Annotated in this window: 25 protein-coding genes; 14 read left to right on the top strand and 11 right to left on the bottom strand. The window is 67.6% G+C overall.

The window, feature by feature from the left end; all coding sequences use genetic code 11:
- Positions 1-70: 70 nt before the first annotated feature.
- The 6 genes from AC1DDH_RS07290 to AC1DDH_RS07265 are packed head-to-tail and all read right to left on the bottom strand — an operon-like array spanning position 71 to position 5,590.
- Positions 71-544 (bottom strand): MarR family winged helix-turn-helix transcriptional regulator, encoded by a 474-nt coding sequence (locus tag AC1DDH_RS07290; RefSeq protein WP_476850889.1) that lies wholly within the window; start codon positions 542-544, stop codon positions 71-73.
- Between the two features lie 35 nt (positions 545-579).
- Positions 580-1,194, bottom strand: a complete 615-nt coding sequence (locus AC1DDH_RS07285) for a TetR/AcrR family transcriptional regulator (protein ID WP_223916318.1) — start codon at positions 1,192-1,194, stop codon at positions 580-582.
- 9 nt (positions 1,195-1,203) lie between these two features.
- Positions 1,204-2,454, bottom strand: coding sequence for an NAD(P)/FAD-dependent oxidoreductase (locus tag AC1DDH_RS07280; protein ID WP_476955146.1), 1,251 nt, complete (start codon positions 2,452-2,454; stop codon positions 1,204-1,206).
- Complete coding sequence (locus tag AC1DDH_RS07275; RefSeq protein WP_028276320.1) at positions 2,451-2,645, bottom strand: ferredoxin; 195 nt, start codon at positions 2,643-2,645, stop codon at positions 2,451-2,453. The genes AC1DDH_RS07280 and AC1DDH_RS07275 overlap by 4 nt, the downstream gene beginning before the upstream one ends.
- Positions 2,642-3,814 carry a cytochrome P450 gene (locus AC1DDH_RS07270; RefSeq protein ID WP_476955145.1) on the bottom strand — a complete coding sequence of 391 codons (1,173 nt, stop codon included), beginning with the start codon at positions 3,812-3,814 and terminating at the stop codon, positions 2,642-2,644. Before AC1DDH_RS07270 ends, AC1DDH_RS07275 begins: the two co-directional genes overlap by 4 nt.
- Positions 3,815-3,868: 54 nt before the next feature.
- Positions 3,869-5,590 (bottom strand): MFS transporter, encoded by a 1,722-nt coding sequence (locus tag AC1DDH_RS07265; protein ID WP_476850893.1) that lies wholly within the window; start codon positions 5,588-5,590, stop codon positions 3,869-3,871.
- 317 nt (positions 5,591-5,907) lie between these two features.
- On the opposite strand from AC1DDH_RS07265, the gene AC1DDH_RS07260 reads away from it, so the two are divergent.
- From AC1DDH_RS07260 to AC1DDH_RS07235, 6 genes are all read left to right on the top strand, one after another.
- A complete protein-coding gene (locus tag AC1DDH_RS07260) occupies positions 5,908-6,918 on the top strand; it encodes a phosphotriesterase family protein (RefSeq protein WP_476850894.1) in 1,011 nt (336 codons plus the stop codon).
- Positions 6,919-6,968: 50 nt separating this feature from the next.
- On the top strand, positions 6,969-7,922 hold the full coding sequence (locus tag AC1DDH_RS07255; protein WP_476850895.1) for a phosphotriesterase family protein: 954 nt from the start codon (positions 6,969-6,971) through the stop codon (positions 7,920-7,922).
- A gap of 79 nt (positions 7,923-8,001) precedes the next feature.
- A complete protein-coding gene (locus AC1DDH_RS07250; RefSeq protein WP_476855859.1) occupies positions 8,002-9,144 on the top strand; it encodes an FAD-dependent monooxygenase in 1,143 nt (380 codons plus the stop codon).
- 3 nt (positions 9,145-9,147) lie between these two features.
- Positions 9,148-10,080, top strand: coding sequence for an alpha/beta hydrolase (locus AC1DDH_RS07245; RefSeq protein WP_476955144.1), 933 nt, complete (start codon positions 9,148-9,150; stop codon positions 10,078-10,080).
- Positions 10,077-11,045 carry an MBL fold metallo-hydrolase gene (locus AC1DDH_RS07240; protein ID WP_476850898.1) on the top strand — a complete coding sequence of 323 codons (969 nt, stop codon included), beginning with the start codon at positions 10,077-10,079 and terminating at the stop codon, positions 11,043-11,045. Before AC1DDH_RS07245 ends, AC1DDH_RS07240 begins: the two co-directional genes overlap by 4 nt.
- Positions 11,038-12,792, top strand: coding sequence for a CocE/NonD family hydrolase (locus AC1DDH_RS07235; RefSeq protein ID WP_476955143.1), 1,755 nt, complete (start codon positions 11,038-11,040; stop codon positions 12,790-12,792). Before AC1DDH_RS07240 ends, AC1DDH_RS07235 begins: the two co-directional genes overlap by 8 nt.
- A 62-nt stretch (positions 12,793-12,854) precedes the next feature.
- Here the strand turns inward: AC1DDH_RS07235 and AC1DDH_RS07230 are convergent, their stop codons facing one another.
- The 4 genes from AC1DDH_RS07230 to AC1DDH_RS07215 all read right to left on the bottom strand — a co-directional run bounded on the left by AC1DDH_RS07230 (position 12,855) and on the right by AC1DDH_RS07215 (position 16,862).
- Positions 12,855-13,442, bottom strand: coding sequence for a TetR/AcrR family transcriptional regulator (locus AC1DDH_RS07230; protein ID WP_028276328.1), 588 nt, complete (start codon positions 13,440-13,442; stop codon positions 12,855-12,857).
- A 35-nt stretch (positions 13,443-13,477) separates the two neighbouring features.
- Positions 13,478-15,892 carry an ATP-binding cassette domain-containing protein gene (locus tag AC1DDH_RS07225; RefSeq protein WP_476855864.1) on the bottom strand — a complete coding sequence of 805 codons (2,415 nt, stop codon included), beginning with the start codon at positions 15,890-15,892 and terminating at the stop codon, positions 13,478-13,480.
- Between the two features lie 104 nt (positions 15,893-15,996).
- Positions 15,997-16,416: a VOC family protein gene (locus tag AC1DDH_RS07220; RefSeq protein ID WP_223916337.1), complete on the bottom strand. Its 420-nt coding sequence runs from the start codon at positions 16,414-16,416 to the stop codon at positions 15,997-15,999.
- Positions 16,413-16,862 carry a helix-turn-helix transcriptional regulator gene (locus AC1DDH_RS07215; RefSeq protein ID WP_223916339.1) on the bottom strand — a complete coding sequence of 150 codons (450 nt, stop codon included), beginning with the start codon at positions 16,860-16,862 and terminating at the stop codon, positions 16,413-16,415. The genes AC1DDH_RS07220 and AC1DDH_RS07215 overlap by 4 nt, the downstream gene beginning before the upstream one ends.
- Before the next feature lie 104 nt (positions 16,863-16,966).
- On the opposite strand from AC1DDH_RS07215, the gene AC1DDH_RS07210 reads away from it, so the two are divergent.
- From AC1DDH_RS07210 to AC1DDH_RS07190, 5 genes are all read left to right on the top strand, one after another.
- On the top strand, positions 16,967-18,205 hold the full coding sequence (locus tag AC1DDH_RS07210) for a type III polyketide synthase (RefSeq protein WP_476955142.1): 1,239 nt from the start codon (positions 16,967-16,969) through the stop codon (positions 18,203-18,205).
- Positions 18,206-18,267: 62 nt separating this feature from the next.
- A complete protein-coding gene (locus AC1DDH_RS07205; protein WP_476955164.1) occupies positions 18,268-18,978 on the top strand; it encodes a class I SAM-dependent methyltransferase in 711 nt (236 codons plus the stop codon).
- Positions 18,971-20,164 (top strand): FAD-dependent oxidoreductase, encoded by a 1,194-nt coding sequence (locus tag AC1DDH_RS07200; protein ID WP_476955141.1) that lies wholly within the window; start codon positions 18,971-18,973, stop codon positions 20,162-20,164. Before AC1DDH_RS07205 ends, AC1DDH_RS07200 begins: the two co-directional genes overlap by 8 nt.
- Positions 20,165-20,206: 42 nt before the next feature.
- Positions 20,207-21,160, top strand: a complete 954-nt coding sequence (locus AC1DDH_RS07195) for a hypothetical protein (protein WP_476955140.1) — start codon at positions 20,207-20,209, stop codon at positions 21,158-21,160.
- A gap of 9 nt (positions 21,161-21,169) precedes the next feature.
- The gene (locus tag AC1DDH_RS07190) at positions 21,170-21,841 is read left to right on the top strand and encodes a peptide deformylase (RefSeq protein ID WP_476850906.1); all 672 of its coding nucleotides are present in this window, start codon (positions 21,170-21,172) and stop codon (positions 21,839-21,841) included.
- 15 nt (positions 21,842-21,856) lie between these two features.
- Here the strand turns inward: AC1DDH_RS07190 and AC1DDH_RS07185 are convergent, their stop codons facing one another.
- On the bottom strand, positions 21,857-23,926 hold the full coding sequence (locus AC1DDH_RS07185) for a S9 family peptidase (protein ID WP_476955139.1): 2,070 nt from the start codon (positions 23,924-23,926) through the stop codon (positions 21,857-21,859).
- 153 nt (positions 23,927-24,079) lie between these two features.
- Between AC1DDH_RS07185 and AC1DDH_RS07180 the strand changes: the two genes are divergently transcribed.
- From AC1DDH_RS07180 to AC1DDH_RS07170, 3 genes are all read left to right on the top strand, one after another.
- Positions 24,080-24,943, top strand: coding sequence for a methyltransferase domain-containing protein (locus tag AC1DDH_RS07180; protein WP_476955138.1), 864 nt, complete (start codon positions 24,080-24,082; stop codon positions 24,941-24,943).
- 231 nt (positions 24,944-25,174) lie between these two features.
- Positions 25,175-25,636: an NfeD family protein gene (locus AC1DDH_RS07175; protein ID WP_028276336.1), complete on the top strand. Its 462-nt coding sequence runs from the start codon at positions 25,175-25,177 to the stop codon at positions 25,634-25,636.
- 88 nt (positions 25,637-25,724) lie between these two features.
- Positions 25,725-26,681, top strand: coding sequence for an SPFH domain-containing protein (locus AC1DDH_RS07170; protein ID WP_476850909.1), 957 nt, complete (start codon positions 25,725-25,727; stop codon positions 26,679-26,681).
- The last annotated feature ends 33 nt before the right edge of the window (positions 26,682-26,714 follow it).

Below are 26,714 nucleotides of genomic sequence, written 5' to 3'. Positions count from 1 at the left end.
AGTAGTAATACTTATAAAAGTATAACTATCGCGGGCGACGGGTCATGACCGTTGCAGGGGGTGATGTGGGTTACTCGGGTTCGGAGAGTATCGAGGCGAGGCGCTGCAGGGCCGGGAGGCTGGCGGCAATTTGCTCGCGCTCTTCAGGCAGCAGCCGGGAACTTGCCGACTCCAGCGCCTCCGCCCAGGCACCCTCCAGGAGCGCCTTGATCCGCTGGGATTCGGCCGTGGGGTGGAGGGCGACGTAGCGCTTGTCCGCGGCGTCGCGGATCCGGGTGACGAGGCCGGCGGCGACCAGCTCACGCAGCTGGACGCTGACGTTGCTGAACTGCCGCCCCAGACGGGAAGCGACTTCCGCGACGGTGATGCCGGGGTGGCTTTCGATGACGCGGAGGATTTCCAGGACGCCGTTGGACAGCGGCCGGACGCCGGTGTCATTGTGCGACTTCCGCCGGACGTCGGCGGAGATGTCGATCACGGCGACGGCCAGGGCCCGGTGGTCGACTGCCTCGTCCAGCACTTCGCCTGCGCCAATACTTTCCATTCCATAAGCATAGGCGTCCGTCTGCGAGGGCAGGCTTAGCCCTCGTCGCAGAGCAGGTGATACCAGTTATCGGCGAGCACCTCGAGGGCGTGCTCCCGGTTTGGTTCAAACTTCCGTCGGGTCCAGAGCGTGGCCACGTAGTCGAGCGAGGTGAAGGCCAGGGTGCCGCGAATGTGGTGCGTCTCCTCCGGGAAGCGCCCTGCCAGCTCCATTCCGCGCACGAGGTCCGAGATGACCTCCTCATGCCATCCCTCGACCAAGGCGCGCACTTCGCGATCGATGGCGGCGGCCTCCTCGAGCACGTCGAGGTACGGGCGGAAGACCGGCCAGAGCGCCGCCCGCGACTCCAGCCAGGCCAGGATGCCCGCCAGTTCGCCCGCACGCACGACGTCGACGAGCTCGGCCGCGGTCGATCCCCGTTCGGGGCCGGCCGCGCGGTCCAGTACGGCGTTGACGCGGGCCATGAAGTCCCGCATCAGGTCGCTGCGCGTGGGGTAATAGGCGTAAAAAGTCACCCGGGTGGTACCGGCCGCAGCGGCGATCTCATCGATCGTCGTCGCGGCGTAGCCCTTCTCGGTGAAGAGCTCCAGCGCCCGTTCGACGATCACGTCGCGGGTCAGCTGCTTCTGGGCTTCTCGCAACGACGACATGGATCAATCCTAACGGTGTTGTGCGGCGTCAGGTTCGAGCGGGCGCGCCGCACGCAGCGCGGCCGGACCGGCGTCGGCGAACCGGCGCAGCTTGGGGACGGGGATTCGGTAGTTAAGCGCGGCGGCGGTGCCGGAACCGTCCGTGTTGTCCCAGCGAAGCAGCATCGAGTCCGCGCCCCCGCCGGGCTCGCAGTAGTCGGGAGGCCCGACAGCCGGCGCGAAGCCCGCCGACTTGAGCGAGAGGCCGAAGCCCTCCGTCCAAAAGTAGGGCTGGAAGTCGAACTCGGGCGCCGCGTCACCCTTCAGGAGGCCGACGCCGGCGACCCTGGCCTGGTCGATGGCGCTGGTCCAGAGGGGCACCCGTTCCACCCCGCGGCGGGTCGGGAAGGACGCCACATCGCCGGCGGCGACGATGTCCGGCCGGAGCCTGCCGCGCGAATCGACCCGCAGCTCTCCGTCGACGAGAAGGTTCGAGCCGGCGAGCCAGCCGATGTTCGGCTCATCGCCGATGGCGGTGACCACCAGGTCAGCCTCCAGCACGGTGCCGTCGGCCAGGACGACCTTTGCCCCGGCACCGTGATCGACAAGCCGGGCCTTCCCGCCGCCAACCACGCGCAGTCCGCGCCGGATGGCGGCGGCGGTGAAGATGTCCGCCAGATGGTCGCCGAGCTGACGCGCCAGGGGCTTGCCGTCGGAGACGAGGGTGACCTCGCAGCCCACGTGCACGCAACCGGACGCGACCTCCATGCCCAGCGCTCCGCCGCCGATCACGATAACCGACGGGCGCGATGCGACGCGTTCCTTGAGGAGGATCGCATCCTCGATGGTGCGCAGGGTGAGTTCCCGGTGGGAACCGTCCCGTTGCGGTCCGGCTGTTCCCTTCTTCTGCGTCTCTTGCGCACCCGCCCCGAGTCGCTTTGCCCGGGAACCCGAAGCGATGACGAGGCCGTCATACGGCAGCTCCCCTCCCCCGTCCAGGCGCACCAGCCGGGCCCCGACGTCCAGGCCCGTGGCGCTGACTCCGAGCAGCTCCGTTGCTTCGTGGGTCGGCTCGGGGAGCACATGGGGTTGGAGTCCGCCGTCGCTTTGCCCGTCGACAGCGTGCAGCAGCGCCTTGGAGAGGGCCGGCCGGCTGTAGGGCTGGTGGCGCTCCGCGCCCACAACGGTGAGCTCGCCGTCGAAGCCGGCCGAGCGCAGCGAGTCGCAGGCCGTGAGCCCGGCGATGCCGTTGCCGACCACCACGATCTTTCGCATCGTCATGCCGCGGCCAATCGCAGTGCGGCAACCGGGCAGACCCTTACCGCCGCCTTCGCGGCGTCCAGGTCAGCGCCTTCGACGTCCGGGACGTCGAGTACCAGCTCGCCGTCATCGTCGAGGTGCATCAGCCGGGGCGCGGCTTCTTCACAGAGGCCGTGACCCTCGCAGCGCGGCCGGTCAAGTTCGATCCTCATGCTGCCACCACCTTGGCGACCTGGAGCGACTCGAGGCTCCGCGTGATGTTGCTCGGCTCCCGGACCTCGTCGGTAACCGTCAGCGTTTTCACCCTGCGGGCAAGCGCCTCAATGATCGCATGCGCTTCCAGTTTCGCCAGGCCCTGGCCGGCGCAGCCGTGCGGTCCGTAGCCGAAGGACAGGTGGTCCACCGGGTTCCGCATCACGTTGAAGGTGTCGGGATCCCCGTAGTGCCGCGGGTCGCGGTTGCCGGCCCCAAAGAGGATGCCCACCTGCGCACCTGCTGGAATCGTGACGCCCTCGATCTCCACGTCGCGCATTGCCTTGCGGCCCCAGATGTGGACCGGGGCCCAGTAGCGCAGCACTTCGGCGAACGCTGCGGGGACCAGGTCCGGGTTCTTCCGGACCAGGTCGAACTGCTCGGGGTGGCGGCCGAACAGCGCAATGATGTTCCCGATTGACGCGATTGTCGTGTCAACGCCCGCTCCCAGGTACTGGTGGATGATGTGCCCCGCAGAACCCTGGGGTATGTCGCCGCGTGTCTCGGCATCGAAAATACCTCGGCCGATCGAGCCAGGCGCCAGGTCTTCTGCGGTGACCGACGAGCACCAGCCGTAGAGCTCGCCGGCGATCGGGAAGCTCTCCTGGGTGCGCTGGTTCAGCGGGCCGAGGACCTGCATCGCGGCCTGGCCCCAGCGCAGCATGTTGTCCTTGACGTGTCCCTGGAAGCCAATGAGGTCGGCAACGATTTCGATCGGGAAGGCGCGGGCCAGGGAATCGATGGCCTCGAAGCTGCCGCTGGCGGCGAGTTCGGCGACGAGCTTGTCAGCCTTTTCGTCGATGACGACTTTCAGGCCGCGGAGCGCCCGGGGGGTGAGGTTTTGGGACAGCGTGGCGCGGAGCTGGGTGTGGACGGGCGGGTCGGAGGCGAGGGAGGTGCCCTGAAGGGCCTCGTTCACCATGGGGTTGAAGCCGATGCTGGTGGACGAGAAGGTCTCCGGATCGCCGAGCGCGTCGCGGATGACGTCGTAGCGCGTCAGGACGTAGAGGTCGTTCTTGGGGAGGTGGACCACTGCGGCCTGCTCGCGGAGCGCGGCGTAGGTGGGGTACGGGTCGACCAGGACGTCGTCGTCCCAGATGTCGATGCCGGATTCGGTGGGTGCAGTCACGGTGTTCTCCTTGTGGATTTTAGGTGGTCAGGTCAGTGCCGGAGGCCGTCAGGCTTAGACGGCGGCCTCGGCGTTTACTTCGGTGGTCTCGGCGATGGCCTCGGGCGCGGGCGCCGAGGACCGTGCAGAGATGAAGAGGGTGAGAGTGGCGGAGAGGATCGCCGCGATGCCCGCGGTGAGGTATACGGCCTGGAACCCCTGGCCCAGTGAGGTCCCTGCCACGCCCTGGATTTGCGGCTGTGCGGCGTTGAGGGCCTGGACCATACCGTCGACCGCCGGGGTGGGCGCGCCGCCTGCCAGCGCCTGGCCGGAGAACTGGGCGATGACCCCGTCCCAGCCGGCGAGGAAGCCCAGCGGCGGCACGTTCGCCAGCCCGCTGACGGCCTCTGCGGGCAGTCCCGCCCCGCCGAGGATCCCGGCAAGGGGACCCGCGAAGGCCGTGGCTCCGATGCCGAAGGCGATAGCTGAGCCGACAACGGGGCCGAGGGCGAAGCCGAGGTCGCGCAGGAGGTTCGTCGTCGCCGAAGCCATGCCGATCTGCTGGGGCGGGACGGTGTTGATGGCAACAGCGGTGACGGAACCGACGGTGAGCGCGAATCCGATACCCAACAGCAGGAGCGGCGGAATGAAGGCCGTCCAGGGGGTGCCGCCGAAGGCCTCCGGAGTGCCGAGGGCGAATGTCGAGAGCCAGAAACCGGAGACTGCCATGAGGACGAAGCCCGCGGTGAGCACCCAGCGCGGTGCTACGTGGTGGATGAGCCACCCCACCACCGGGATGAAGGCGAATGCCGGGCCCTGGATGAAGACGAACAGCACACCGACCTTCCAGGTCTCGGCCAGCGCGAGTCCACTGACGGCGACGCTGGTGCTGAAGCAGATCGCGAGGAAGGCGAACATGCCGGTGACCGCCACAATGCCGGTGATCGAGTAGGCGCTGTTCTTGAACAGCGACAGGTGAATCAGGGGCTGCGCGGTGCGTGATTCGATGACGACGAAGGAGACCAGGAGGATTCCGCCCGCGACGTAGCTTGCAATCACCTGGGCGCTGCCGAAGCCGGCATCAACCGCTGTCACCGTGGCGTAGAGGACGGCGATAAGTCCGAGCGCGAGCGTAATCTGGCCGGGGATGTCCAACTTGCGCCCCTCGGCTGCTGCGGAGTCCTTCGCCCGGAGCGCGACGAGGAGTACGAGCACGGCAATTGCGGCCGCAACCAGGTAGGCCGCCCGCCAGCCGCTGAACTCGTTCGGCGCACCCGGCGCAGCACCCGGCACGGTGAAGAACTGCGCGGTGAAGCCAGCGAGCACTGGGGAGATCACCGCGCCGAGGGACAGGAACCCGGCCCACGTGGCGATGACCTTCGCCCGTGCGCGGTGATCCGGGGTGATCGCGGCGATCATGGACAGCGAGATGGGGAACAGGATGCCCGCCCCAATGCCGCCGACGGCCTGGGCGGCGATCATCATCTCGGTTGTCGGCGCCAGCGCAGCCATGACGGAGCCGACGATGCTGACCCCGGCTCCGATGTACAGAAGCTTCTTGCGTCCGAACAGGTCGCCCAGGAGGCCCCAGCTGAGCTCGAACACGACAATACCCATCAAGAACATGCCCGCGATCCAGGTCAGGCCCGCGCCTGAAGTATGGAATTCCGCGGCGAACGTGCCGCTGAGGGCGCCCGGCAGCGCGTTGGTGATCTGGGCCAGTGTGACCGCGCTGTAGGCGGCTATGAAAGTGGCTCGCACCGAGCTGCGGCTCGGTACCGAAATGGTCTGACTCATCGATGAAACTCCTTTGTTCCGGGTCGATCCTCCGGTGACGCGCCATGACTGGTGCCCTGCCGGAGCAAGAGCCGGCAGGCGGAGGTGGATGTGGCGCTCACCACAGTCTGATATCAATCTTTACGAGATGTCAAGAAAACATACTCAACGTTTGCTTCATGAACGCACCGGCATCCAGGGGATGTGTACGGCTCGTCTGTTTTCTTGACACAATGTAAAGAAAGATGTGATGCTGGCTACACCGCAACGGGGCTACGGCACGGTCAGGCACCGCGGCGCCCCTGTATTCAGCACCCGATCTTCAAGGGAGAAGCCAAGTGAGTCACACCACACCCGTCGATAGCGGGGACACGTTCCACGCCCCCACCGGGCAAACCGTCAATACGGTATTGGGTCCCGTCCCTGCCTCGGAACTGGGCGTAGTCGCGCTCCATGAGGCCCTATTGTCAGTGGTCCCGGGCGCCCAGTACGCACCAGAGATCTCCATGGACAGGGCACAGATCTTCGAGGCCCTGGCGGCCAAGCTCGCGGACTTCCGCGAGCACGGCGGGCAGACGATCGTCGACAGCACGGGCATGTTCCACGGCCGCGACCTCAAGCTCTACGAGGCGTTGTCCCGCACCACCGGCGTCCACATCGTCGCCTCCACGGGCCTGGGCCCGGAGGAAGAACTCGGCGGATACTTCCTGACGCCGCAGACCAACCCGCCCACCCCGTGGCCGGCCGAAAAGTTCGCCGATCTCTTCGGCAAGGAGGTCACTGAGGGGATGGTGGTTCCCCGGGTCGAGCGCCGCGCCGCCGCCGGCATCGTCGCGACCATTGCCGACCGCGCCGGCATGACACCGACCGAGGAAAGCCTGTTCCGCGGCTCCGCCCGCGCCGCCAGGAACACCGGCGTCCCGGTCTCTATCCGCTTTGGCGCCGATGTCCTGCACGATCTGGACATCGTCCTGGACGAGCAGCTCGGGGCCGACCGGGTGCTCGTCGGCGACCTCGACCGCAAGGACGCTGCCGGCTCCGCCAGCGAGGTGGCCGGCCGGGGAGCCTTCGTCGGCATCGACCATGTGGGCCTGAACGACCACGCGGACTACCTCACCGACCATGACCGCGCCGAACTGGTGCTCGGGCTCGTCAAGGCAGGCCATGCCGACCGGATCATCCTGTCGGGCAACTCGATCGGCGTTGCCAAAGGGCTGCCGGAGTACAACCTGCCCTACAGCCACGTCCTGACGACGTTCGTGCCGTACCTCAAGGCCCACGGCCTGAGCGACGAAGACGCCCGGCGCATCCTCGTGGATAACCCGCGCAACCTGCTGACCGTGCGCTAAGCACCGCTCGGTCCACACACAACAAGCTTTCGAAACCCTGAGGTGAACGAATGACCAAGGTCAACACCGTGCTGGGAACCATCCCGGCCGAAGAACTGGAAATCGTGGCGGTCCACGAGCACATCGGCTACGGCATGCCCGGGTCCGAACTGGATACCAGGTGGTGGAAGTCGCCGGAGCAGGCGTACGAGGAAACCGTGCCGAAGCTGCGGAAGTTCCGCGAATACGGCGGCGGTACCTTCGTGGACGCCACGGGCATCTGCAACGGCCGCGACGTCGACTACTACAAGTCCCTGTCCCGGAAGACGGGCGTGCACATCGTTGCCTGCACCGGCTTCGTCGGCGGAGACACCGCCCTGCCGCACTTCTCCCGCGCAAGCGTGGACTACCTCACGAAGGTCTTCATCCACGAGATCACCGTCGGCATCGGCAACACGGGCGCCAAGGCCGGCGTCATCAAGGTCGGCGTGAGCCGCGGCGGACGCATGACGGATCTGGACAAGCGCATTTACCGGGCCGCGGCCCGCGCCGCCGTCGTCACCGGCGCTCCGGTCCTGACCCACCTGGCCATCGACCCGGAACCGGCAGTGAACATCTTCAACGAAGAAGGCCTCCCGCTGGACCGCGTGCTCTTCGGCCACGCCGACGACGGCCTGAACGCTCCGGTCACCCCGCACGATTGGATCTACGAGCAGGGCGGCCGCATCGGCTTCGACACTTTCGGCTACGACCTCGAGCTGCCTGATCCGCCGTTCTGGGGCCGCAAACGTGCCGAACGCATGGAGCACTTCGTCAACCTCGTGAACAAGGGCTATGCGGACAAGCTCCTCGTCTCGGCGGACGCAAACTGCAGCCCGCTGGGCTGGCCGGGCGTGAAGGGCCACACCATCAACTACATCTTCGAGGACATGATCCCCGACATGCGCGCGGCCGGTATCGACGACGCCACCCTCAAACTCCTGCTTGAGGACAACCCGGCCGACTTCCTGTCCCTTCACGCCTGATTCCGGACAGACCACCACAACTTGCCCGTTCCGCCAGACATGGCCCGGGCCCAGAAAGAGTCAAGAAAGAGATGAAACCATGAAGGCTGAAGACATCAAGAACCTCAAGATCGCCATCGTCGGCGCGGGGTACGGCGGCGCCGCGGCGGCCAAGGCCCTGAGCCTGCTCGGTGCCGACGTCAGCGTGTACGAACAGGCATCCCAGATGCGGGAGGTCGGCGCCGGCATCGGGCTGCGTCCTGCCACCATGCACCGGTTCAGCCAGTGGGGCATCTTCGACACGATCGCGAACGTAAGCTCCCCGAGCGACTACTTCGAAATCCTCACCGCCACGGGTGAGCCGATCATGAAGGACACCTGGCCGGAGTTCGGCGGGCAGAGCCAGACCCACCTCATCCACCGCGGCGACTTCATCGATGCCCTCCTGAGCGTGCTGCCGCAGGGCATGGTGCACCTTGGCCACAAGCTGGAGACCATCGAGGACAAGGGCGGCCGCCCCGTCCTGACCTTCACCAACGGCACGACGGTCGAGGCGGACCTGGTGGTCGGCGCCGACGGCATCAAGTCAGTGGTGCGCGAGCAGCTCTTCAGCGACAAAGGCCCGGTGTTCTCCGGCGAACACGCCTACCGCGCTGTGATCTCCGCCGACGACGCCCACGGCATGGTGGTGGACGACAACCTGCGGATGTACATGGGCAGGGGCACGAAGGTCTACCTGCTGCCGCTGCGCCACCGCAACCAGATGTCCTTCGATATCACCGCACTGTGCCCGGACAGCACCTGGGCCCCCACCATCACGAAGGATGACCTCGTGGCGACGGTGGAGGGCTTCGACGAGCGGATCGTCAACATCGCCCGCGGCCTCGACATGGACACCGTCAACATCCGCGCCGTCTACGACATCGACCCGGTCGACACGTGGCACACGGACTCCGTCGTGCTCATGGGCGATGCGGCCCACTCGATGCTGCACCACCAGGGCCAGGGCGCCAACTCGGCCATCGAGGATGCCGGTGCGCTCGCCGATGCCTTGGCGGAGGCCGGCTCTGTCAAGGATGCACTGGCCCTGTTCCAGGCAACCCGCAAGCCGGTAACGGACGAGCTGCAGCGCATCTCGCGTCAGGGGTGGACCGAGGACGAGGTCAATGACGTCTTCCCGGGGCAAAAGCCCACGTCCCAGAAGCCCGCCGCCGTCAACGCACCAGCAGAGTCGAAGGCCTGACTCATGACCATCCATCCCGAAATTGCCAAGATCCTCAGCACCCTGCCGGCGCCCGACGGCTCGCCGCTGAACCCGGGGGCCATGCGCGCCGGCGAGGCCGCGCAGGTTCCCGCATTGGAGGACCGTCTGCCGCTGCACTGCGTCGAGGACGCCACCGCAGTGACGCCATCGGGCGAGGTGCCCGTGCGGATCTACACGCCGGCCGGGGCCGGCGCTCATGGGCTTCTGGTGTACCTCCACGGCGGGGCGTTCTTCCTCGGCAGCCTGGACACGCACGACCACGTTGCCCGGGCCCTGGCCAAGGAGACAGGTCATAAGGTCATCTCTGTCGGCTACCGCCTGGCGCCCGAGGCTGCTTTCCCTGCCGGCCTCGACGACTGCTACGGGGTGGTCCGTTGGGCCGCCGAGCAGGGTACGAGCCTGGGCTGGGACGGCAAGAACCTTGCCATCGCCGGCGACAGTTCGGGCGGCAACTTCGTCGCTGCCGTCGCAGCGATGGCCCACGACGACGGGTTCGACCGGATCACGCATCAGGTCCTCTTCTACCCGTCCCTGGACCTGGACTTCGACGTCGACCGCTACGCCTCGCTGCGGGAGAACGCCGAAGGATTCGGGCTGGAGACGGCGGGCCTCAAGCCGTTCAACTCCTTTTACCTGGAGAGCGCGGCGGACCCGGCGGACCCGCTCGTCTCCCCCATCAAGCGCGATGACCTCACAGGCCTGCCGGCGGCGCTCATCATCACCGCCGAGCACGACCCCCTGCGCGATGAGGGCGAACTTTACGGCCAGCGACTGGCGGAGGCCGGCGTCGTGGCGGCCGTCAGCCGCTACCCGGGGGCCAACCACGGCTTCGTCCAGAACTTTTCCTGGATCCCGGAGTTCTACCGGGCCTTCGAGGAAGCAGGCGACTTCCTGAACGCGGGGGCCGGGCAATGACAGGGCCAGTCGCTGTTCATCCCCTGGTCTCGCCGTGGGGCCGGTTCGGACTCTACAGCTTCTTCATCGACGCTACCGAGCCCGCCATCGTCGACACCGGGATCGCGTCCTCGCCTGCCGAAGGCATGGTCCCGGCACTGGAGGCGATCGGCCGCCGGATCGAGGACGTGCGCTGGATCCTGCTGACCCACGGCCACATCGACCACCTCGGCGGTGCGCACGCCCTATGGGAGCTCACCGGACGGCGCGCGGAGGTCGTGATCCACGAGGCCGACGCGCCTCTGCTGCGCTCCCGGCGCGCGCACGTCGACCAGTACGTGGACGTGCGCCAGCAGTACATCGACAATCCGAATGCCATCGAGGAGCAGACGAAAGCCGCGAACCACGTCATCTCCGGCGAGATGGAGCCGACCATGCTGGTTAGGGGCGGCGAGACCCTCGCCCTGGGCGGGGACGTCACCGTCTCGGTCCACCACATCCCCGGCCACACGGCCGGGTCCGTCGCCTACGTCGTGGACGGGCAGCAGTCGGTCTTCGTCGGCGATGCCGTGCAGATCCACGGAGCGGCCAACGGCTTCCCCGGCTACGAGGATCCGGCCGCCTACCGCTCAAGTCTGCGGTACCTGCGCGACGACGTCCGCCCGCAACACCTGTACCTGGGCCACCCGTACCGGGGCGCTGACGGCGTGCCGTACGGCGTTGAACTGGACCGTGAGGCGGCCCGGAATGCCCTGCAGGGAAGCCTGGACCTCGAGACCCGAATCGACGACGCCGCCCGCCGGTACCTTCGCGACGGCCTCCAGGAGACGGACTCGCCATACTCGCCCTTCGCCCGCGTCGCTGCAGAACTCGGCTACGCGGGCGACCCCAGCCTCGAGCCGTCCCCGTTCTTCACGACGCTCCACGGCTACCGCACGGCCTTTGACCGCCTGACCAAAGATGAGGAGCTTCGCACCCATGGATGACCTGAAGATGTTGGATGCCGGCGCGGAGAAAATCGCCGTCCGCAAGGACCTCCGGGTCCCGATGCGGGACGGCGTCGAGCTCGCCGCGGACGCCTATCACGGTATCGGGGACAAACCGCGCCCCGCCCTCGTAGCCCTGAGCCCCTACGGCAAAGAATTGCAGGCGCTGGCCCTCACAACCCCGCCACAGCGGCGCCCCAGCCCGATGTGGGACGGCTGCATCGAGGCCGGCGACATCGCCCGCATCGTCAAGGAGGACTACGTTCACGTCATTGGCGACCTGCGCGGCTCGGGTCACTCCGGCGGCGAACATATCGGCAATTACAACGCCGGTGGCGTGTCGCTTGGCCAGGACGCCTACGACTTCATCGAGTGGGTCGCCGCGCAGCCGTGGTGCGACGGCAACGTCGGCATGGTCGGCATCTCCTATTTCGGCTCCATGCAGGTGCTGGCAGCGGCCGAGCGGCCGCCGCACCTGAAGGCGATCTTTGTCTCCGGCGGCCACTACGACTTCTACGAGACCACCTACCATGGCGGCATCATGTGGTTCATGCCGCGTGCTGCACGCGAGGGCCGCGGCGGCGATTCCGGCTGGGCGTTCACGGACAACGTCAAGTCCCGCATGATCGAGAAGTACTCCCCCGGGGAATTGACGAAGCTGGTTGCCACGCGTCTTGCGGACCCGGACGTGGCCGCCTGGCCGAACCTGGTCCATGTCCTGAACTACCCGAAGAACCACGAGGCCTGGTTCGACATTGTGATGAACGAGCTCGACGGGGACTGGTACGAGGAGCGCAACCCCATCACGCTGGCCCCGAACATCGACATCCCGGTCTACCTGCAGATCGACCAGGGCCGCGGCTGGACGATGGACGGCACGATTGAGCTGTTCAAGGAGCTGAAGGGCCCCAAGAAGCTGGACATCGGCCCGTACCCGCCGATGCAGTCGCGTCCCTTCATCGAAGAGCACGACAAGATGTTCCGGTGGTACGACTACTGGATCAAGGGCATCGACAACGGCGTCATGGACGAGCCGGCCGTGAGCGTCTTCGTGGAGGGCTCGCGTGAGCTGGTGACTGCGGAGGCGTGGCCGCCGAAGGACGTCGAGTACAAGTCCCTCTATCTGCGCCCGCGGCACAAACTGTCGACCGAGCCCGAGCTGATGGGCGCGGAGTACGCCGCCCCGGACGGCTTCTACCAGGCGCCGCTGACAGTGACCGACAAGGTGGAGATCATCAGCTGGTCCACGCCTGCCTTCGAGGAGGACACGGAGATGATCGGCACCGGTGCCGCGCACATCTTCGCCGAGATCGACCAGCCGGACACCAACTTCATCCTCCGCCTGTGGGATTACGCGCCCACCGGCGCGCGCCAGCTGATCACCAGCGGATACCTGAAGGCCTCGCACCGCGAACTTGACGACCGCAGCACCGAGGGCAACCCGCTCCACCCGCACACCCGCAGTGTGCCGGTGGAGCCGGGGACGATCGAGGAGTACATCCTGCGCCTCTATCCGTTCGCGAACACTTTCAAGCCGGGCCACAAGCTCATCGCAGAGCTCTCGAACGGCGAGCCGCTGGCCGACGAGCACAACGCGCTGCTGCCGCCGGATGCCTTCCATCTGCCGGTGGGCCGGCCCGTCACCCACAAGATCTACCGCGACGCCGCCCACCAGTCCAGGCTGGTCCTGCCGTTCACCTCCCGCCAACCGGCGGAGGGCCAGCCGGCGGGCGTCCAGGCGCGCTGATGCCGTGCGGCAGCTGACAACACCAGGGCGCAGCCAACAGGCTGCGCCCTGGTGTTGCCTGCTCACTCAGCCAGCAGGAAGCACCAGTTCTCGACCATCAGATCCAGTGAAGTATCGCGGTCCACGGTCCAGCCGAGCCGCATCCAGCGCCGGGAAAAGAACTCCAGCTCGCCGAAGGCCAGCGCGCAGCGGACCCGGCGGCTGGCCGGGTCAAAACGCCCGGCGCTGTCGAGGCCCGCCTGCATGTCGTCGATCGCCGTGTCGAACCACTGGTCCAAAGCCGCCTGGATGTCCGGTTCGCTGGCCGCGGCCTGGTGAGCCGCCACAACATAGGGGCGGATGTCGGCCCACTGGTCAAATTTCCGGGCCAGCCAGACCCTGATCAGCTCGCGGTCCCCGGACTCCACCACCGAATGCAGCGGCGGGACATCGGCCTCCGTCAGCATCTCGTTGGACCGCTCGACGAGCGAGCGCATGAGCTGGGCTTTGGACGGAAAATGCGAATAGAAGGTTGCCCTGGTGGTGCCCACGGCAGCGGAGATGTCATCCACCGTGGTGGCGGCGAACCCTTTCTCCTCGAAAAGCTCCAGCCCCTTGTCGAGGAAAAGCCGGCGGGTCATCTGCTTTTGAGCGTCTCGAATGCTTGCCACGCCCCCAGATTAGTCCCCCGATTCACCGCATTCGTTCACTTGATGCTGTTTTCAGCCACTGAACCGACGTAAGCCGCGAGGTGCTCGCCGGTGAGGGTGGAGCGGGCGGCCACAAGGCTGCCGGGCGTGCCCTCGAAAACGATCCGGCCGCCGTCGTGCCCGGCGCCGGGACCAAGGTCGATGATCCAGTCGGCGTGCGCCATGACCGCCTGGTGGTGCTCGATGACGATGACCGATTTGCCGGAGTCGACGAGCCGGTCCAGGAGTCCCAACAGGTTCTGGACGTCGGCGAGATGCAGGCCGGTGGTGGGCTCGTCGAGGACGTAGACATCACCCTTCTCCGCCATCTGGGTGGCGAGCTTGACGCGCTGCCGCTCGCCACCGGACAGCGTGGTGAGCGGCTGGCCCAGGGTGAGGTAGCCCAGCCCGACGTCGACGAGCCGGTCGAGGATCTTGTGGGCCGCCGGGGTGCGGGCCTCCCCTTCGCTGAAGAACACCGCGGCTTCGGTCATCGACATGGCCAGCACCTCGGCAATATTCCGGCCACCCAACGTGTACTCCAGAACTGCCGCCTGGAACCGGCGGCCCTCGCAGTCCTCACAGGTGGATTCGACCGTGGCCATGACACCGAGCTCGGTGAAGATGACACCCGCGCCGTTACAGGTGGGGCAGGCACCCTCCGAATTGGAGCTGAACAGCGCCGGCTTCACGCCGTTGGCCTTCGCGAACGCCTTGCGGATCGGCTCGAGGAGGCCCGTGTACGTCGCAGGGTTGCTGCGCCGCGAACCCTTGATGGCGCCCTGGTCGATCACCACCACACCGTCCCGGCCGTCCACCGAGCCGTCGATCAGCGAGCTCTTGCCCGAACCTGCAACACCCGTGACGACGCAGAGCACGCCGAGCGGGACGTCGACGTCCACGTCCTTGAGGTTGTGCGTCGAGGCGCCCCGCACCTCGAGCGTGCCGGACGGGGTACGCACGGAGTCCTTCAACCTGGCCCGGTCGTCGAGGTGCCGCCCGGTGATGGTGTCGCTCGCCCGCAGGCCCTCCACGGTTCCCTCGAAGCACACGCTGCCGCCCGCCGTACCCGCGCCGGGGCCAAGGTCAATGACGTGGTCGGCGATGGCGATGGTCTCCGGCTTGTGCTCGACGACGAGCACGGTGTTGCCCTTGTCCCGCAGCTGCAGCAGCAGCTGGTTCATCCGTTCGATGTCATGCGGGTGCAGGCCGATCGTCGGCTCGTCAAAGACGTAGGTGATGTCGGTAAGGGACGAGCCCAGGTGCCGGATCATTTTGGTGCGCTGGGCCTCGCCGCCGGACAGGGTGCCCGCCGGACGGTCCAGCGAGAGGTAACCCAGCCCGATTTCGGCGAACGAGTCGAGCAGGTGCTGCAGGCCTTTCAGCAGGGGTGCGACGGAAGGGGCGTCAAGCTCGCGGATCCATGCGGCGAGGTCGCTGATCTGCATCTCGCAGAGGTCCGCGATGTTCTTGCCCTGGATCTTCGCGGACCTGGCCTCCGGGCTCAGCCGGGTGCCGTCGCACTCGGGGCAGGCCTGGAACGTGATGGCGCGTTCCACGAAGGCCCGGATGTGCGGCTGCATGGCGTCGACGTCCTTGGAGAGCATCGACTTCTGGATCTTCGGGATCACGCCCTCGTAGGTCAGATTGATGCCCTCGACCTTGATCTTGGTGGGCTCCTTGTAGAGGAGGTCGTGCATTTCCTTCTTGGTGAACTTCGCGATCGGCTTGTCCATGTCGAAGCCGGCGCCGCTGAAGATCCGGCCGTACCAGCCGTCCATGCTGTAGCCGGGGATCGTCAGGGCACCCTCGCTGAGCGATTTGCTGTCGTCGTACAACGCGGTGAGGTCGAAGTCCGAAACCGAGCCCATCCCCTCGCAGCGTGCGCACATGCCGCCCAGGTAGACCACATCGCGCACCACGCTCCGCTCGACCCGGCCGCCGGCTTTCTCGGTACTCATCACCCCGCTCGCCTTGCGCGTCGGGACGTTGAAGGAGAAGGCAGTGGGTGGCCCGATGCGGGGCATGCCCAGGCGGCTGAAGAGGATCCGGAGCATGGCGTTCGCGTCGGTGGCGGTGCCGACGGTGGATCGGGGGTTGGCGCCCATCCGCTCCTGGTCAACGATGATCGCCGTCGTCAGCCCCTCGAGGTGGTCCACCTCGGGCCGCGCCAGGTTGGGCATGAAGCCCTGCACAAACGCGCTATAGGTCTCGTTGATCATCCGCTGCGACTCGGCGGCGATGGTGGCGAAAACCAGCGAGCTCTTGCCCGAGCCGGACACGCCGGTGAACACCGTCAAGCGGCGCTTCGGGATCTCGACGCTGATGTCCTTGAGGTTGTTCTCCCGTGCGCCCTGCACGCGGATCAGGTCGTGGCTGTCCGCTTCATGCAGCGCGGGCGGCTGCGTGTCCGTGCTCGTGGCAATGCTCATCGTGTCTCCATCTGTTGGGCGGGGCAGCCCCAAGCGTCCCCGTCGTCGTCGACTGGCTCTATCTAACCAGCTGGTGGCCGGCCCGGCGGTGGCCGGCGGCCACCTTAGATCGGCTGCTGGATGCGGATCAGGTTGCCCGCGGGATCGCGGAAGGCGCAGTCGCGCACCCCATAGGCCTGCTCTGTCGGTTCCTGGACCACCTCGGCGCCGCTGGCCTGCAGCCGCTCGAAGGTGGCGTCGACGTCCTTGGTGGCCAGGAGGATGCGCGCATAGGTGCCCTTGGCCATCATCTCGTCGATGGTGCCGCGCTCTTCGTCGGTGACGCCGGGATCGGCGGCCGGCGGTTCCAGGACGATGGATGTGTCCGGCTGGCCGGCCGGGCCGACCGTGATCCAGCGCATCCCGCCGTAGCCGACGTCGTTGCGGACCTCGAAGCCGAGGGTGTCCCGGTAGAAGGCCAGGGCGGCGTCGGGATCGTTGTGTGGGAGGAAACTCGCGTGAATGTTAATGTCCATGGACTTCATGCTAGTTGCGGTTCGGGGGCCGGGACTTCTCGATTCCTGACCGGTCTGGTGACCTGTTTCGCGACGCATGAGGGCATCCCTGCGGTTGCCCTGGCAGCCTCGCGCCGGTAGACGCTGGGCGGCACGCCAACCAGTTCGGTGAAGCGGGTGCTGAAGGTGCCCAGCGACGAGCAGCCGACCGTAAAACAGACCTCGGTGACGCTCAGGTCGCCGCGGCGCAGCAGGGCCATCGCGCGTTCAATGCGCCGTGTCATGAGATAGCTGTACGGCGACTCGCCGTACGCCAGGCGGAACTCGCGGCTGAGGTGCCCCGCGGACATGTGGGCGCCGCGGGCGAGGGCCTCGACATCCAGCGGCTGTGCGTATTCCCGGTCCATTCGGTCGCGGACGCGGCGTAACAGCGCGAGGTCGCGCAAGCGCTGCGCCCGGTCGGGTTTGCTGGTCACAAGTGCGATCGTGCTACGTCGTGCCGGAGTTGTCCAGCCCGGAGGTGTTCCTGAATCTCCGGCCGTTCCATTGTCTTTGGCGGCAGGCTCGCTGAGAATGAACCATGACGGTCTACCTGAGGTCTCTGGAAACTGCAGTCCCGCCAACCATCCTGGTCCAGCCCGAGGCCAGGGCCGTGTTCGCCGCCCAGCCGGGCCTCACCCGGCTCGGATCCCGGCTCGTCAACACGTGCTTTGACTCCGCAGCCATCGACACCCGGCACACGGCGGTGGAGGAACTCACCGCGGACAGCCAGGCGGAAAACCCCCAGTTCTTCGACCCCGCCACCGGCCTGGTGCTCAGCCCCAGCACCAAGACCCGGAACGGCATTTTCGCCACGGAAGCGACCAAGCTTTTCATTGAAGCAGCCCAAAAAGCCCTCGATGCCTGCCCGGGCGTCGAGGAGCGGGACATCACCCACCTGATCACGGTTTCCTGCACCGGATTCTTCAATCCCGGCCCGGACTACAAGATTGTCCGGGCCCTCGGCCTGAATCCGGCTGTCCAGCGGTACCACCTCGGCTTTATGGGCTGCTATGCAGCCTTCCCGGCGATGCGGGCGGCGAAGTCCTTTTGCGAGGCGGATCCGGAGGCGACGGTGCTGGTGGTCTGCGCCGAACTCTGTTCCCTTCACGTCCGGACCTCCAATGATCCGGACACCATCATGGGGTCGGCGTTGTTCGCCGACGGCGCTGCCGCGGCCATCATCACAGCGCGGGACATCCCCGGGGAAACGCCCCTGCTGCGGCTGGACCACTTCGAAACCGTCCTGACGCCCGTCGGGGAGGACTCGATGGCCTGGAACATCGGTGACGAGGGCTTCGAGATGGTGCTGGGCAACTATGTCCCGCACATCATCGATGATCACATCATTGGCGCGCTGGAACCGCTCCTGTCCCGCGACGGCTCGCTGAAGGGGCTCCCCTACCGGGAGATCGAGCACTGGGGCATCCACCCGGGCGGCCGGAGCATTCTGGACAAGGTCCAGTCCAGGCTGGAGCTCAGCGACGAGCAGCTGGTCCCGGCCCGCGAAACCCTCCGGAACTTCGGCAACATGAGCAGCGCCACCGTCCTGTTCGTCCTCAAGCACATCCTCGAACTGCCGGCAGCGGACGATGCCGCAGACGACGCCGGGGCCGGCCCGGGTGCGGAACGGATCTGCTCCATGGCCTTCGGTCCGGGCCTGACGGTCGAGACGGCGCTCTTCACCCGGGTGGCGGCCGCGCGGCCCGCCGCAGCTCCGCGGCAGGAGCCGGCGGCCGAACCGGCGGAACCTGCACAGTCCGTAGCGGTGCGGGTCTGAAAGCGGCCACGCTGAAACCGTTCAGCGCGAAGCGGGGCACGGAACACCTTCGGGCGGCCCTCCTGCGGGACCGCGCATCCGACGCCGTCGAGGAAATGGACCTGCCGGGCTGCGACCCCGGCCGCCTGGAGCGCACGTATGCCCAGTTTGCGCTTGTCAACCGTGCCGTCGCCGGCTGGCGCGGCATCTACCGGTCCCGGATCAGGCCCCGGCTGTCCACTGCTTCCGTCACGTCCCTGCTGGATATCGGGTGCGGCGGGGGCGACGTTTCCGTGCTGTTGGCCCGGTGGGCGGCCCGGGACGGACTGCGTCTCGAGGTCACCGCCATTGACCCGGATCCGCGGGCGATCCTGTTCGCCCGCGCCCGCCACTCGACGGCGGACGTGACGTTCCGCCAGGCGGCCAGCGCGGAGCTGCTCGAAGAGGGCCACCGGTACGACCTCGTGGTATCCAACCATGTCCTGCACCACCTTGACGGGCTGGAAGCGTTTCTCGCCGAGTCGGCCCGGTTGTCCCGCGGCACAGTGGTCCACAACGACATCCGCCGCAGCCCCGCCGCCTACGCGCTGTTCTCTGCCGGCTCCTGGGTGCTCACCGGCTCCTACATCCGGCAGGACGGGCTGACCTCGATCCGCCGAAGCTACACCGCCGCGGAGCTGGCCGCCGCCGCTCCCCCGGGCTGGACCGTCGCCCGCCACGCCCCCTTCCGGAACCTGCTGCTGCACGGCACTCCCGGCGGCGCCAACCAGTCAGGGCCCGGCGCCAGTGGCTGAGGTTCTGATCATCGGTGCCGGTCCGGTGGGGCTGTTCATGGCCGCGCTGCTGCTGCAGGACGGCGTGGATGTGCAGGTGCTGGAACAGCGGGGCGCACCGGAGCCGCAGTCGCGCGCCATCGGCATCCATCCGCCGGCGCTGGCCGCGCTCGCGGGAACCGGAGTTGCCGAGGCCATGATTGCCGAGGGGGTCCAGATCCGCCGAGGCATGGCACTGGCCGGCGGAAAATGCCTCGCCCGGATGTCTTTTGCCGGCGTCTCGGACCGCTTTCCGTTCGTCCTGTCCCTGCCCCAGGCCCGTACTGAGGCGCACCTGGAACGGCGGGTCAACGAGCTCGGCGACGGCGCCCTGCACCGCGGCGTCCGCCTCACCGGGCTGTCCGACGACGGCGGCCGGGTCAGCGTTGAAGCCGACTCCGGGAGTGGCGCCCTGCGCTATTCGGCGCCGCTGGTCATTGCTGCCGACGGTGTGCGTTCCACGGTGCGGGCGCTGCAGGGCGTCGACGTGCGCGTGAAAGAGTACCCGGACAGTTACCTGATGGGTGACTTCGCGGACGGGACGGGGTTCGGTCCGGACGCGGCACTGTTCCTCTCCGGCGCCGGCATCGTGGAGTCGTTCCCCTTGCCCGGCCAGCTCCGCCGCTGGGTGGTCCGGCTCGGCACCGGCGACTCCCCGGCCGGCGGCTCCCCGCCCGGTGGACCTGGTGCCGGCGGACCTGGTGCCGGCGGACCCGGCGCGGACGCCCGATGGCTCATGAGCTGCGTGCGCGAACGGACGGGACTCGACATCGACGCCGGGACCAACAGCATGCTCAGCCGCTTCGGCGTCCGCACGCGCCTGGTCCCCCGGATGGTGGCCGGCCGGGTGGTGATGATCGGGGATGCGGCCCACGAGGTGAGCCCCATCGGCGGGCAGGGCATGAACCTCGGCTGGCTGGATGCGGCGGAGCTGGCACCGATCGTCTCGGCGGCCGTGCGCGGCCGGGATGTCTCGGATCGCCTCCGGACCTTTGAGCGGACCCGGTTGCGGGCGGCGGCGAGGGCCGCACGCCAGGCGGAAATAAACATGGCCCTGGGCCGGCCCCTCACGGACCGTCTCCTGGCGCTGCGGAACCGTGGCATCTCAGGCGTCGCCGCAGTTCCGCCGGTGAATTCCCTGATCGCCCGCCGTTTCACGATGCACTAGGCAGCGCATTGGCACGGGTTTGCCCCGGAATAGACTGTCCGCATGGACGGACTTCCCGGGATGCGCGGCGCCGCATCGTATTGGGTGTTGCGGGCAGCGGCCGCCACGGTGCTGCTCGGCGCGGCGGCGTCATGCAGCTCCGGAACGGCCGGCGGCACCGCCTCCCCGGCAAGCGCGACGGCGTCGGCGACCCCGATCCCCGCAGGCCCCGTGACCGCGGAAATCAGCCAGTTCCGCGACAACTACAGCAAGCAGATCATCGAAATCCAGCTCACGAACACCACCGGCCATGCCCTGACGGTCCTCGGCGCGGAACTGACCAGCCCTCTCTTCGCGGCCCCGATCATCTGGTCCGCCCGCACCGGCGGGATCGAGCTTCCGCCCGGACAGCCCAAGAGCCTGCCGGCACCGTTGCCCGCCCCGGATTGCGGCGGCCCGGCCGGACCGGGAGCCACCTCCGGGGCTGCGGGCGACGCCCGTGTATCCCTGCGGCTGGCCACGCCGGAAGGTGCCGTGCCGGTCCCGGCCATGGCCCCGGCAACAGACCCGTTCGGCGTCCTGGCGCGGAACAATTCGGAGCTGTGCCTTGCCCGGGAAGCCTCGGCCGTCGCCACGATCACGCTGGATCCCGAGCTTGAGGTGGGCGCGGACGGTCGGACCGCCGTCGTGCGTCTGCTGCTGCAACCGCGCGCCGCCGCCGGCGCCGGTGAACTGGTGATAGACCGGATCGAGGAAACCACGCTGCTGGCGGAGGCCTCACAAGCCCCGTGGCCCCGGTCGGTGACGGTCCGCGCCGGCGGTGCCCCGGCCCAAGTGCGCCTCGGCATCAGGCCCTCCCGCTGCGATCCCCATGCAGTGGCCGAAGACAAGGTGGGCACACTCCTGCCCCTGCAGGTCAGGGTGGCGGGCCGCGAGGGAATTGTGAAGATCGACGCCGGCAGCCAACTTCGCGCCCGCATCTACGACTTTGTTACAAAGGCGTGCGGGCGCCAGTAGTGTGGGGGCATGCCCTATGACGCCAGGCCCACTGACTACAGCGCCGCCCGGATAAGCGAGACCGTCCAGGAGATCCTGAGCGCCGGCATCCTCCCGCCGATTGTCCAGGCCGGACACCCGGTGCTCCGGCACGTGGCGGCGCCGTACGATGGCCAGTTGACTGATGCCGACCTCGGCCACCTCATCGACCTCATGCGCAGCGTGATGCACAAGGCCCCAGGCGTGGGCCTGGCGGCCCCGCAGCTGGGGATTCCGCTGCAGATCGCTGTCCTGGAGGACCAGTTCGACGTCGATCCCGACGTCGCTGCCGTCCGCGGGCGGGAGGCGCTGCCGTTCTTTGCCATGCTGAACCCGGGCTATCGTCCCCTGGGTGCGAAGTCCGCGGCGTTCTACGAAGGCTGCCTCTCCATTGGCGGCCTGCAGGCGGCGGTCGTGCGGCCGGAATCAGTCCAGCTCGATTTCACGGCGCCGGACGGCACGAAACTCCAGCAGACTTTCTCCGGCTGGCAGGCCCGGATTGTCCAGCATGAAACCGACCACCTCCAAGGGATCCTCTTCCTGGACCGGGCCGAGCTGCGCTCCATCAGCAACAATGCCGAATACTCCGCCCGCTGGGCCCAGCCGGACATCAGCCGCGCCCGGCAGGAACTCGGGTTCCTGCCGGACCCGGCCGCGGACTAAGCCTGCGGGCCAGGGCTAGGGCTGCGGCGCCGGATTCGATGCGGACGGCAGGTAGCGGGCCCACCACTTCAGGATTTCATCGAACCGCTGCTTCCGGTGGTGCGGCGTGCCGGAGCGGGACAGCTCATGGTTCTCGCCGGGGAAGACCAGGAATCCGGTCTCGACGCCCTGTTGCTTGAGGGCGGTGAAGTACCGCTGGCCCTGCTCCACGGGACACCGGAGGTCCTCCTCGCTGTGGATCACCAGCGACGGCGTCCGTACGTGCTGCACGCGCGCCATGGGACTCTGGGCCGCCATTTGCTCCGCCGCCGGGCCGGTGTATTCGCCACCGAAGAACCAGCCGATGTCGGAAGAACCGGTGAAGCTCACGGGGTCCAGGAAACCACGCTCGACTATGGCGGCCCGGAAACGGTGGTCGTGGCTGATGGTCCAAGCCGTCAGGTAGCCGCCGTAGGATCCGCCCATGATGCCGACATTGGCGGCGTCCAGATCCTCGAACTTCCCCACTGCCCCGTCCAGGAACGCCAGGACGTCCTGCATGTCCACGGTTCCCATCCGCTCCTTGATGGACCGGCCATGTGCCTGGCCGTAACCGGCCGAACCCCGCGGATTGCACATCAGCACGGCGTAACCGGCCCCTGCATAGACCTGCGCTTCGTCGAACAACGCCACCCCGAACTGGGCAAACGGGCCGCCATGGATGTTCAGCAGCACCGGGTGCGGTCCCGGGCCCGCCGGCTTCACGAGCCAGCCATGGACCGGGTACCCGTCGGCCGAGGCCAATGTCAGTTCCTGCGGCTCGCTGATCCCCGCCACGCTCCGCAGCTGGGCGGAAAAGTCCGTCAGGCGGCGCACCTGCCCGCGCTCGAGCACGGCAACATCACCGGCCGTCGTCGAATGGCTGAAACTCACCACGAGCGTTCCGCCACCCTCCGCGGCGCCGGTCACCACCCGGTTGCCTTCCAGGAGGACGGTGTGGCCGCCCGTCGCAACGAATTCGTGCAGCTCGACGGTTCCCCGCGCATTGTTCAGCACCAGGGCGCCCGCGCCGCCGCGCAGCTCCAGCCGGCTGCCGCCGGACAGGTCCAGCGCCTCGGCATCGCTGAGCGCCGTGGCGTGTCCGCCGTCGGCAGGCATCGCATAGAGGACGGTGTTCCTGGCCACGAAGTCCAGCCCGGATGCGCCCAGATCCTGGGCCAGGAAGAAGAGCCACAGCCCATCGGCGGATTGGCGCACGGCGCTGATGCTCTGCCGTCCGGCGTTGGCCGGCACCACAGCCTGCGGCTGCCCTCCGGCAACAGGCAGCGCGTAGATTCCACTGACGAGGTCAGTGTCCCGCCCATCGTGCAGGGCGGCGGTGAAGAAGATGGTGCCGCCGTCGGCGCTGAAGCCGGCGCCGTTGTGGTCCGCTGGTGCGGTGGTGAGTTGTTTGGCGGCCGGCAGCAGCCCGGCAGCATTCTCCGCGGGATCGGCCGCGGTGCCGAGGGCCTTCAGGGCGCGTCCGGCCGGCGCCACCTTCGGTTCGGCGTCAAGCTGCGGCACCTCGAGGATGAACAGCTGAAGCGGCTTGTCAGCGATGTAGCCAACACCGTTCATCCGGTACTGGAAATCCGTGATCAGCCGGGCGTCCTCGCTGCCCGCACTCACGCCGTCGACGCTGCCATACCGGCCCTCGTCAGGCGTCCTGGCGCTGAAGAGAATGCTGCGGGAATCAGGCGACCACGTGAAGGAGCTGACCCCCAGTGGGGCCGCCGTCAACAGCTGGGGTTCGCCGCCGGCGGCTTCCACCACGAACAGCTGCAGCTTTCCGTCCGCTGCCGCACGCAGGAACCCAAGGGCACGGCCGTCAGGTGAAAAGTCCGGTGCTGTGTCACGGAAGCCCCGGGTCAGCCGGCGTGGCCTCTGGTCCGGGTCGTTGAAGTCCGGGTGGGTCGGGTCCTGGCCCAGGGGCACGGTCCACAGCTGGCCCACGTAGGCATCGGCATCGAAGTCCGGGCGGAGCACGGAGACCACGGCGCGGGAACCGTCGGGGTGCACGGCAGGGGCGGACACGGAATTGAGCAGCGGAAGATGTTCAGATTTCACGATTGCGAGCCTAGCCCGTGGCGTGCCCGCTGTGAAACACCTCACGTTGCGCCGGTGCGGCGAGGCACGCCGCGGCCTGCCCGGTGCCCGGCGCCCCTGTAGCCAATGTCCCGTCCGCGCGGCGGGCCGGGGTCCGCGCATAGGATGAAAGCTATGCCCGCCGCCGATCTCCCCCTCCTGTGCCCGGTGTGCCGCCAGGGCCTCCGTTTCACTGGCGGCGCCCGCACCCTGGTGTGCGGGGCCGGCCACAGCTTTGACGCGGCCAGACAGGGCTACTTCAACTTCCTGGTCGGCAAGGGGACGGTTTTTGAAGCCGACAGCGCAGAAATGGTGGCGGCCCGCTTCGACTTCCTCTCCGCGGGGCATTACCAGCCGCTGGCCGATGCCGTGGCCGGGCTCGCCACACCGGCGCTCCGGGAGGCCCCCGCCGGCCGGCCCCTCGTGCTCGACGCCGGAACGGGCACCGGCCACTACCTCAGGGCCGTGCTGGACCGGGCCGCGGACAGTTGTCCGGCCGCGGCAATCGGCCTGGACATTTCCAAGTTCGCCCTGCGTCGCGCAGCCAGGCTGAACCCCGAGGCTTTGAACGTCGTCGGGGACGTCTGGCAGCCGTTGCCGGTCGCGGAGAAGGCCGTCGACGTCGTCACCGTGGTCTTTGCGCCGCGCAACGCGCCCGAGTTCGCCCGGGTCCTCCGCCCCGGCGGCCGCCTTGTCGTGGTCACACCGCGGCCCGGCCACCTGGCGGAGGTTGCCGGGCCGGCCGGGATGCTGGGGATCGAGCCGGCCAAAGACGAGCGGCTCGCCGCGTCCCTGGGCCAGCACTTCGCGCCCGTCGCAGCATCTGATCTGGACCTGGCATTGAACCTTGGCCCGCGCGACGTCGCCAACCTGGCCTACATGGGACCGGCCGGCCACCACCTGGACCGCGCCGCACTGGTAGCCCTCGAGGCCGCGCTTCCGGAGCGGACCTCCGTCTCGGCCCGCTTCCGGATCAGCGTCTTTCAACCCATCCGCTGACCATTCCCGCTCCCGCCGCTTCGCAGGCGCCGTCAGGTACGCCCTGAAACCACCCCCAGGAGGGGACGGGGGCGGAAAGCCAGGCCGGGGAATCGACCCGCGAAATAACGACTTGGCCACTTTGGCCATCAATTCCCTACCGCCGGTCCCAGCTATTGCCTTTCCGCTTAGGATGGAATCACAGTTACTGGGGACCTGTGCCTGCAGCTCCCGGAACTCTAGGGGGAATTGATGTCTGAATGGCTGATCGAGAATTGGTGGGCGTTGTGGCTCACGCTCTTTCTCCTGTTTGCCGTGGTCGAGATGATCACACTCGATCTGTTCTTCATCATGCTCGGCGGCGGCGCCCTCGCCGGGCTTGTGGCGGACTTCGCCGGCGCCGATCCGTGGCTGCAGATCATCGCCTTCTGCGTCGTGTCCCTGCTCATGATCGGCTTCGTCCGGCCGGTGGCCCTCAAGCATCTCCACCGGGGACCGGCGGATCAGCGCACCAACATTGAACGCCTCATCGGCGAATCCGCCGTCGTCATGGAGGCTGTGAGCGAAAACGGCGGGCTCGTCAAGATTGGCGGGGACGTCTGGAGTGCGCGGTCCGAATCGGGAGTGCTGGCGCCCGGACAGCAGGCTGTGGTCAGTGCCATCGAAGGGGCCACCGCGATCGTGGCTCCGCAACCGGAATCCGCCGTCCAATAAGGGGCGCTGTCCGGCGGGCACTGCTGTCCGGCCGGTGCGGCGCTGCCGGCGCGAGACTAAAACAAAACAACTGGGGAATAGGTGATGTATGAATATCGCAGTCGCAATTGTGCTGCTGGTACTAATTGTGTTTGTAATTATTGTGCTGGTCCGGTCGGTCCGGATCATTCCACAGGCCCGTGCCGGCGTCGTTGAACGGCTGGGTAAATACCAACGCACCCTGAATCCCGGACTTACCCTGCTGATCCCGTTTGTGGACCGCCTGCTGCCATTGCTCGACCTGCGGGAGCAGGTGGTGTCCTTCCCGCCGCAGCCGGTCATCACCGAGGACAACCTGGTGGTCTCGATCGACACTGTGGTCTATTTCCAGGTCACGGACGCCCGGGCCGCCACCTACGAAATCGCCAACTACATCCAGGCAGTGGAACAGCTGACCACCACCACTCTGCGCAACGTGGTTGGCGGCCTCAACCTGGAGGAAGCGCTGACCTCGCGCGACCAGATCAACGGCCAGCTCCGCGGCGTCCTGGACGAGGCGACCGGTCGCTGGGGCATCCGGGTCTCCCGGGTCGAGCTCAAGGCGATCGATCCGCCCCACTCGATCCAGGACTCGATGGAAAAGCAGATGCGGGCCGAACGTGACCGCCGCGCCGCCATCCTGACGGCCGAGGGCACCAAGCAGTCCGCGATCCTCACCGCGGAAGGCCAGCGCCAGTCCTCCATCCTGAAGGCCGAAGGCGACGCGAAGGCGGCCATCCTGCGGGCCGACGGCGAGGCGCAGGCCATCCAGAAGGTCTTCGACGCGATCCACAAGGGCAACCCGGACCAGAAACTGCTGGCTTACCAGTACCTCCAGACCCTCCCGAAGATTGCCGAGGGATCCTCGAACAAGCTGTGGATCATTCCCAGCGAGGTTGGCGAGGCGCTCAAAGGGATCGGCAGCGTACTGGGTGCAGGCGCGGTGCAGGAGCAGACGGCCTCAACGCCGGACGTGGCACCGTACTCACCGCCCGCCGCAGCCGACGGCCAAGGGAACCGGACCTGAGCCTGCTCCCGCACTGGGTCTCTCGGATCGGAT

This window comes from Arthrobacter sp. 10T425 (assembly GCF_056393985.1).
This window is presented reverse-complemented; position numbering and strand designations above follow the sequence as displayed.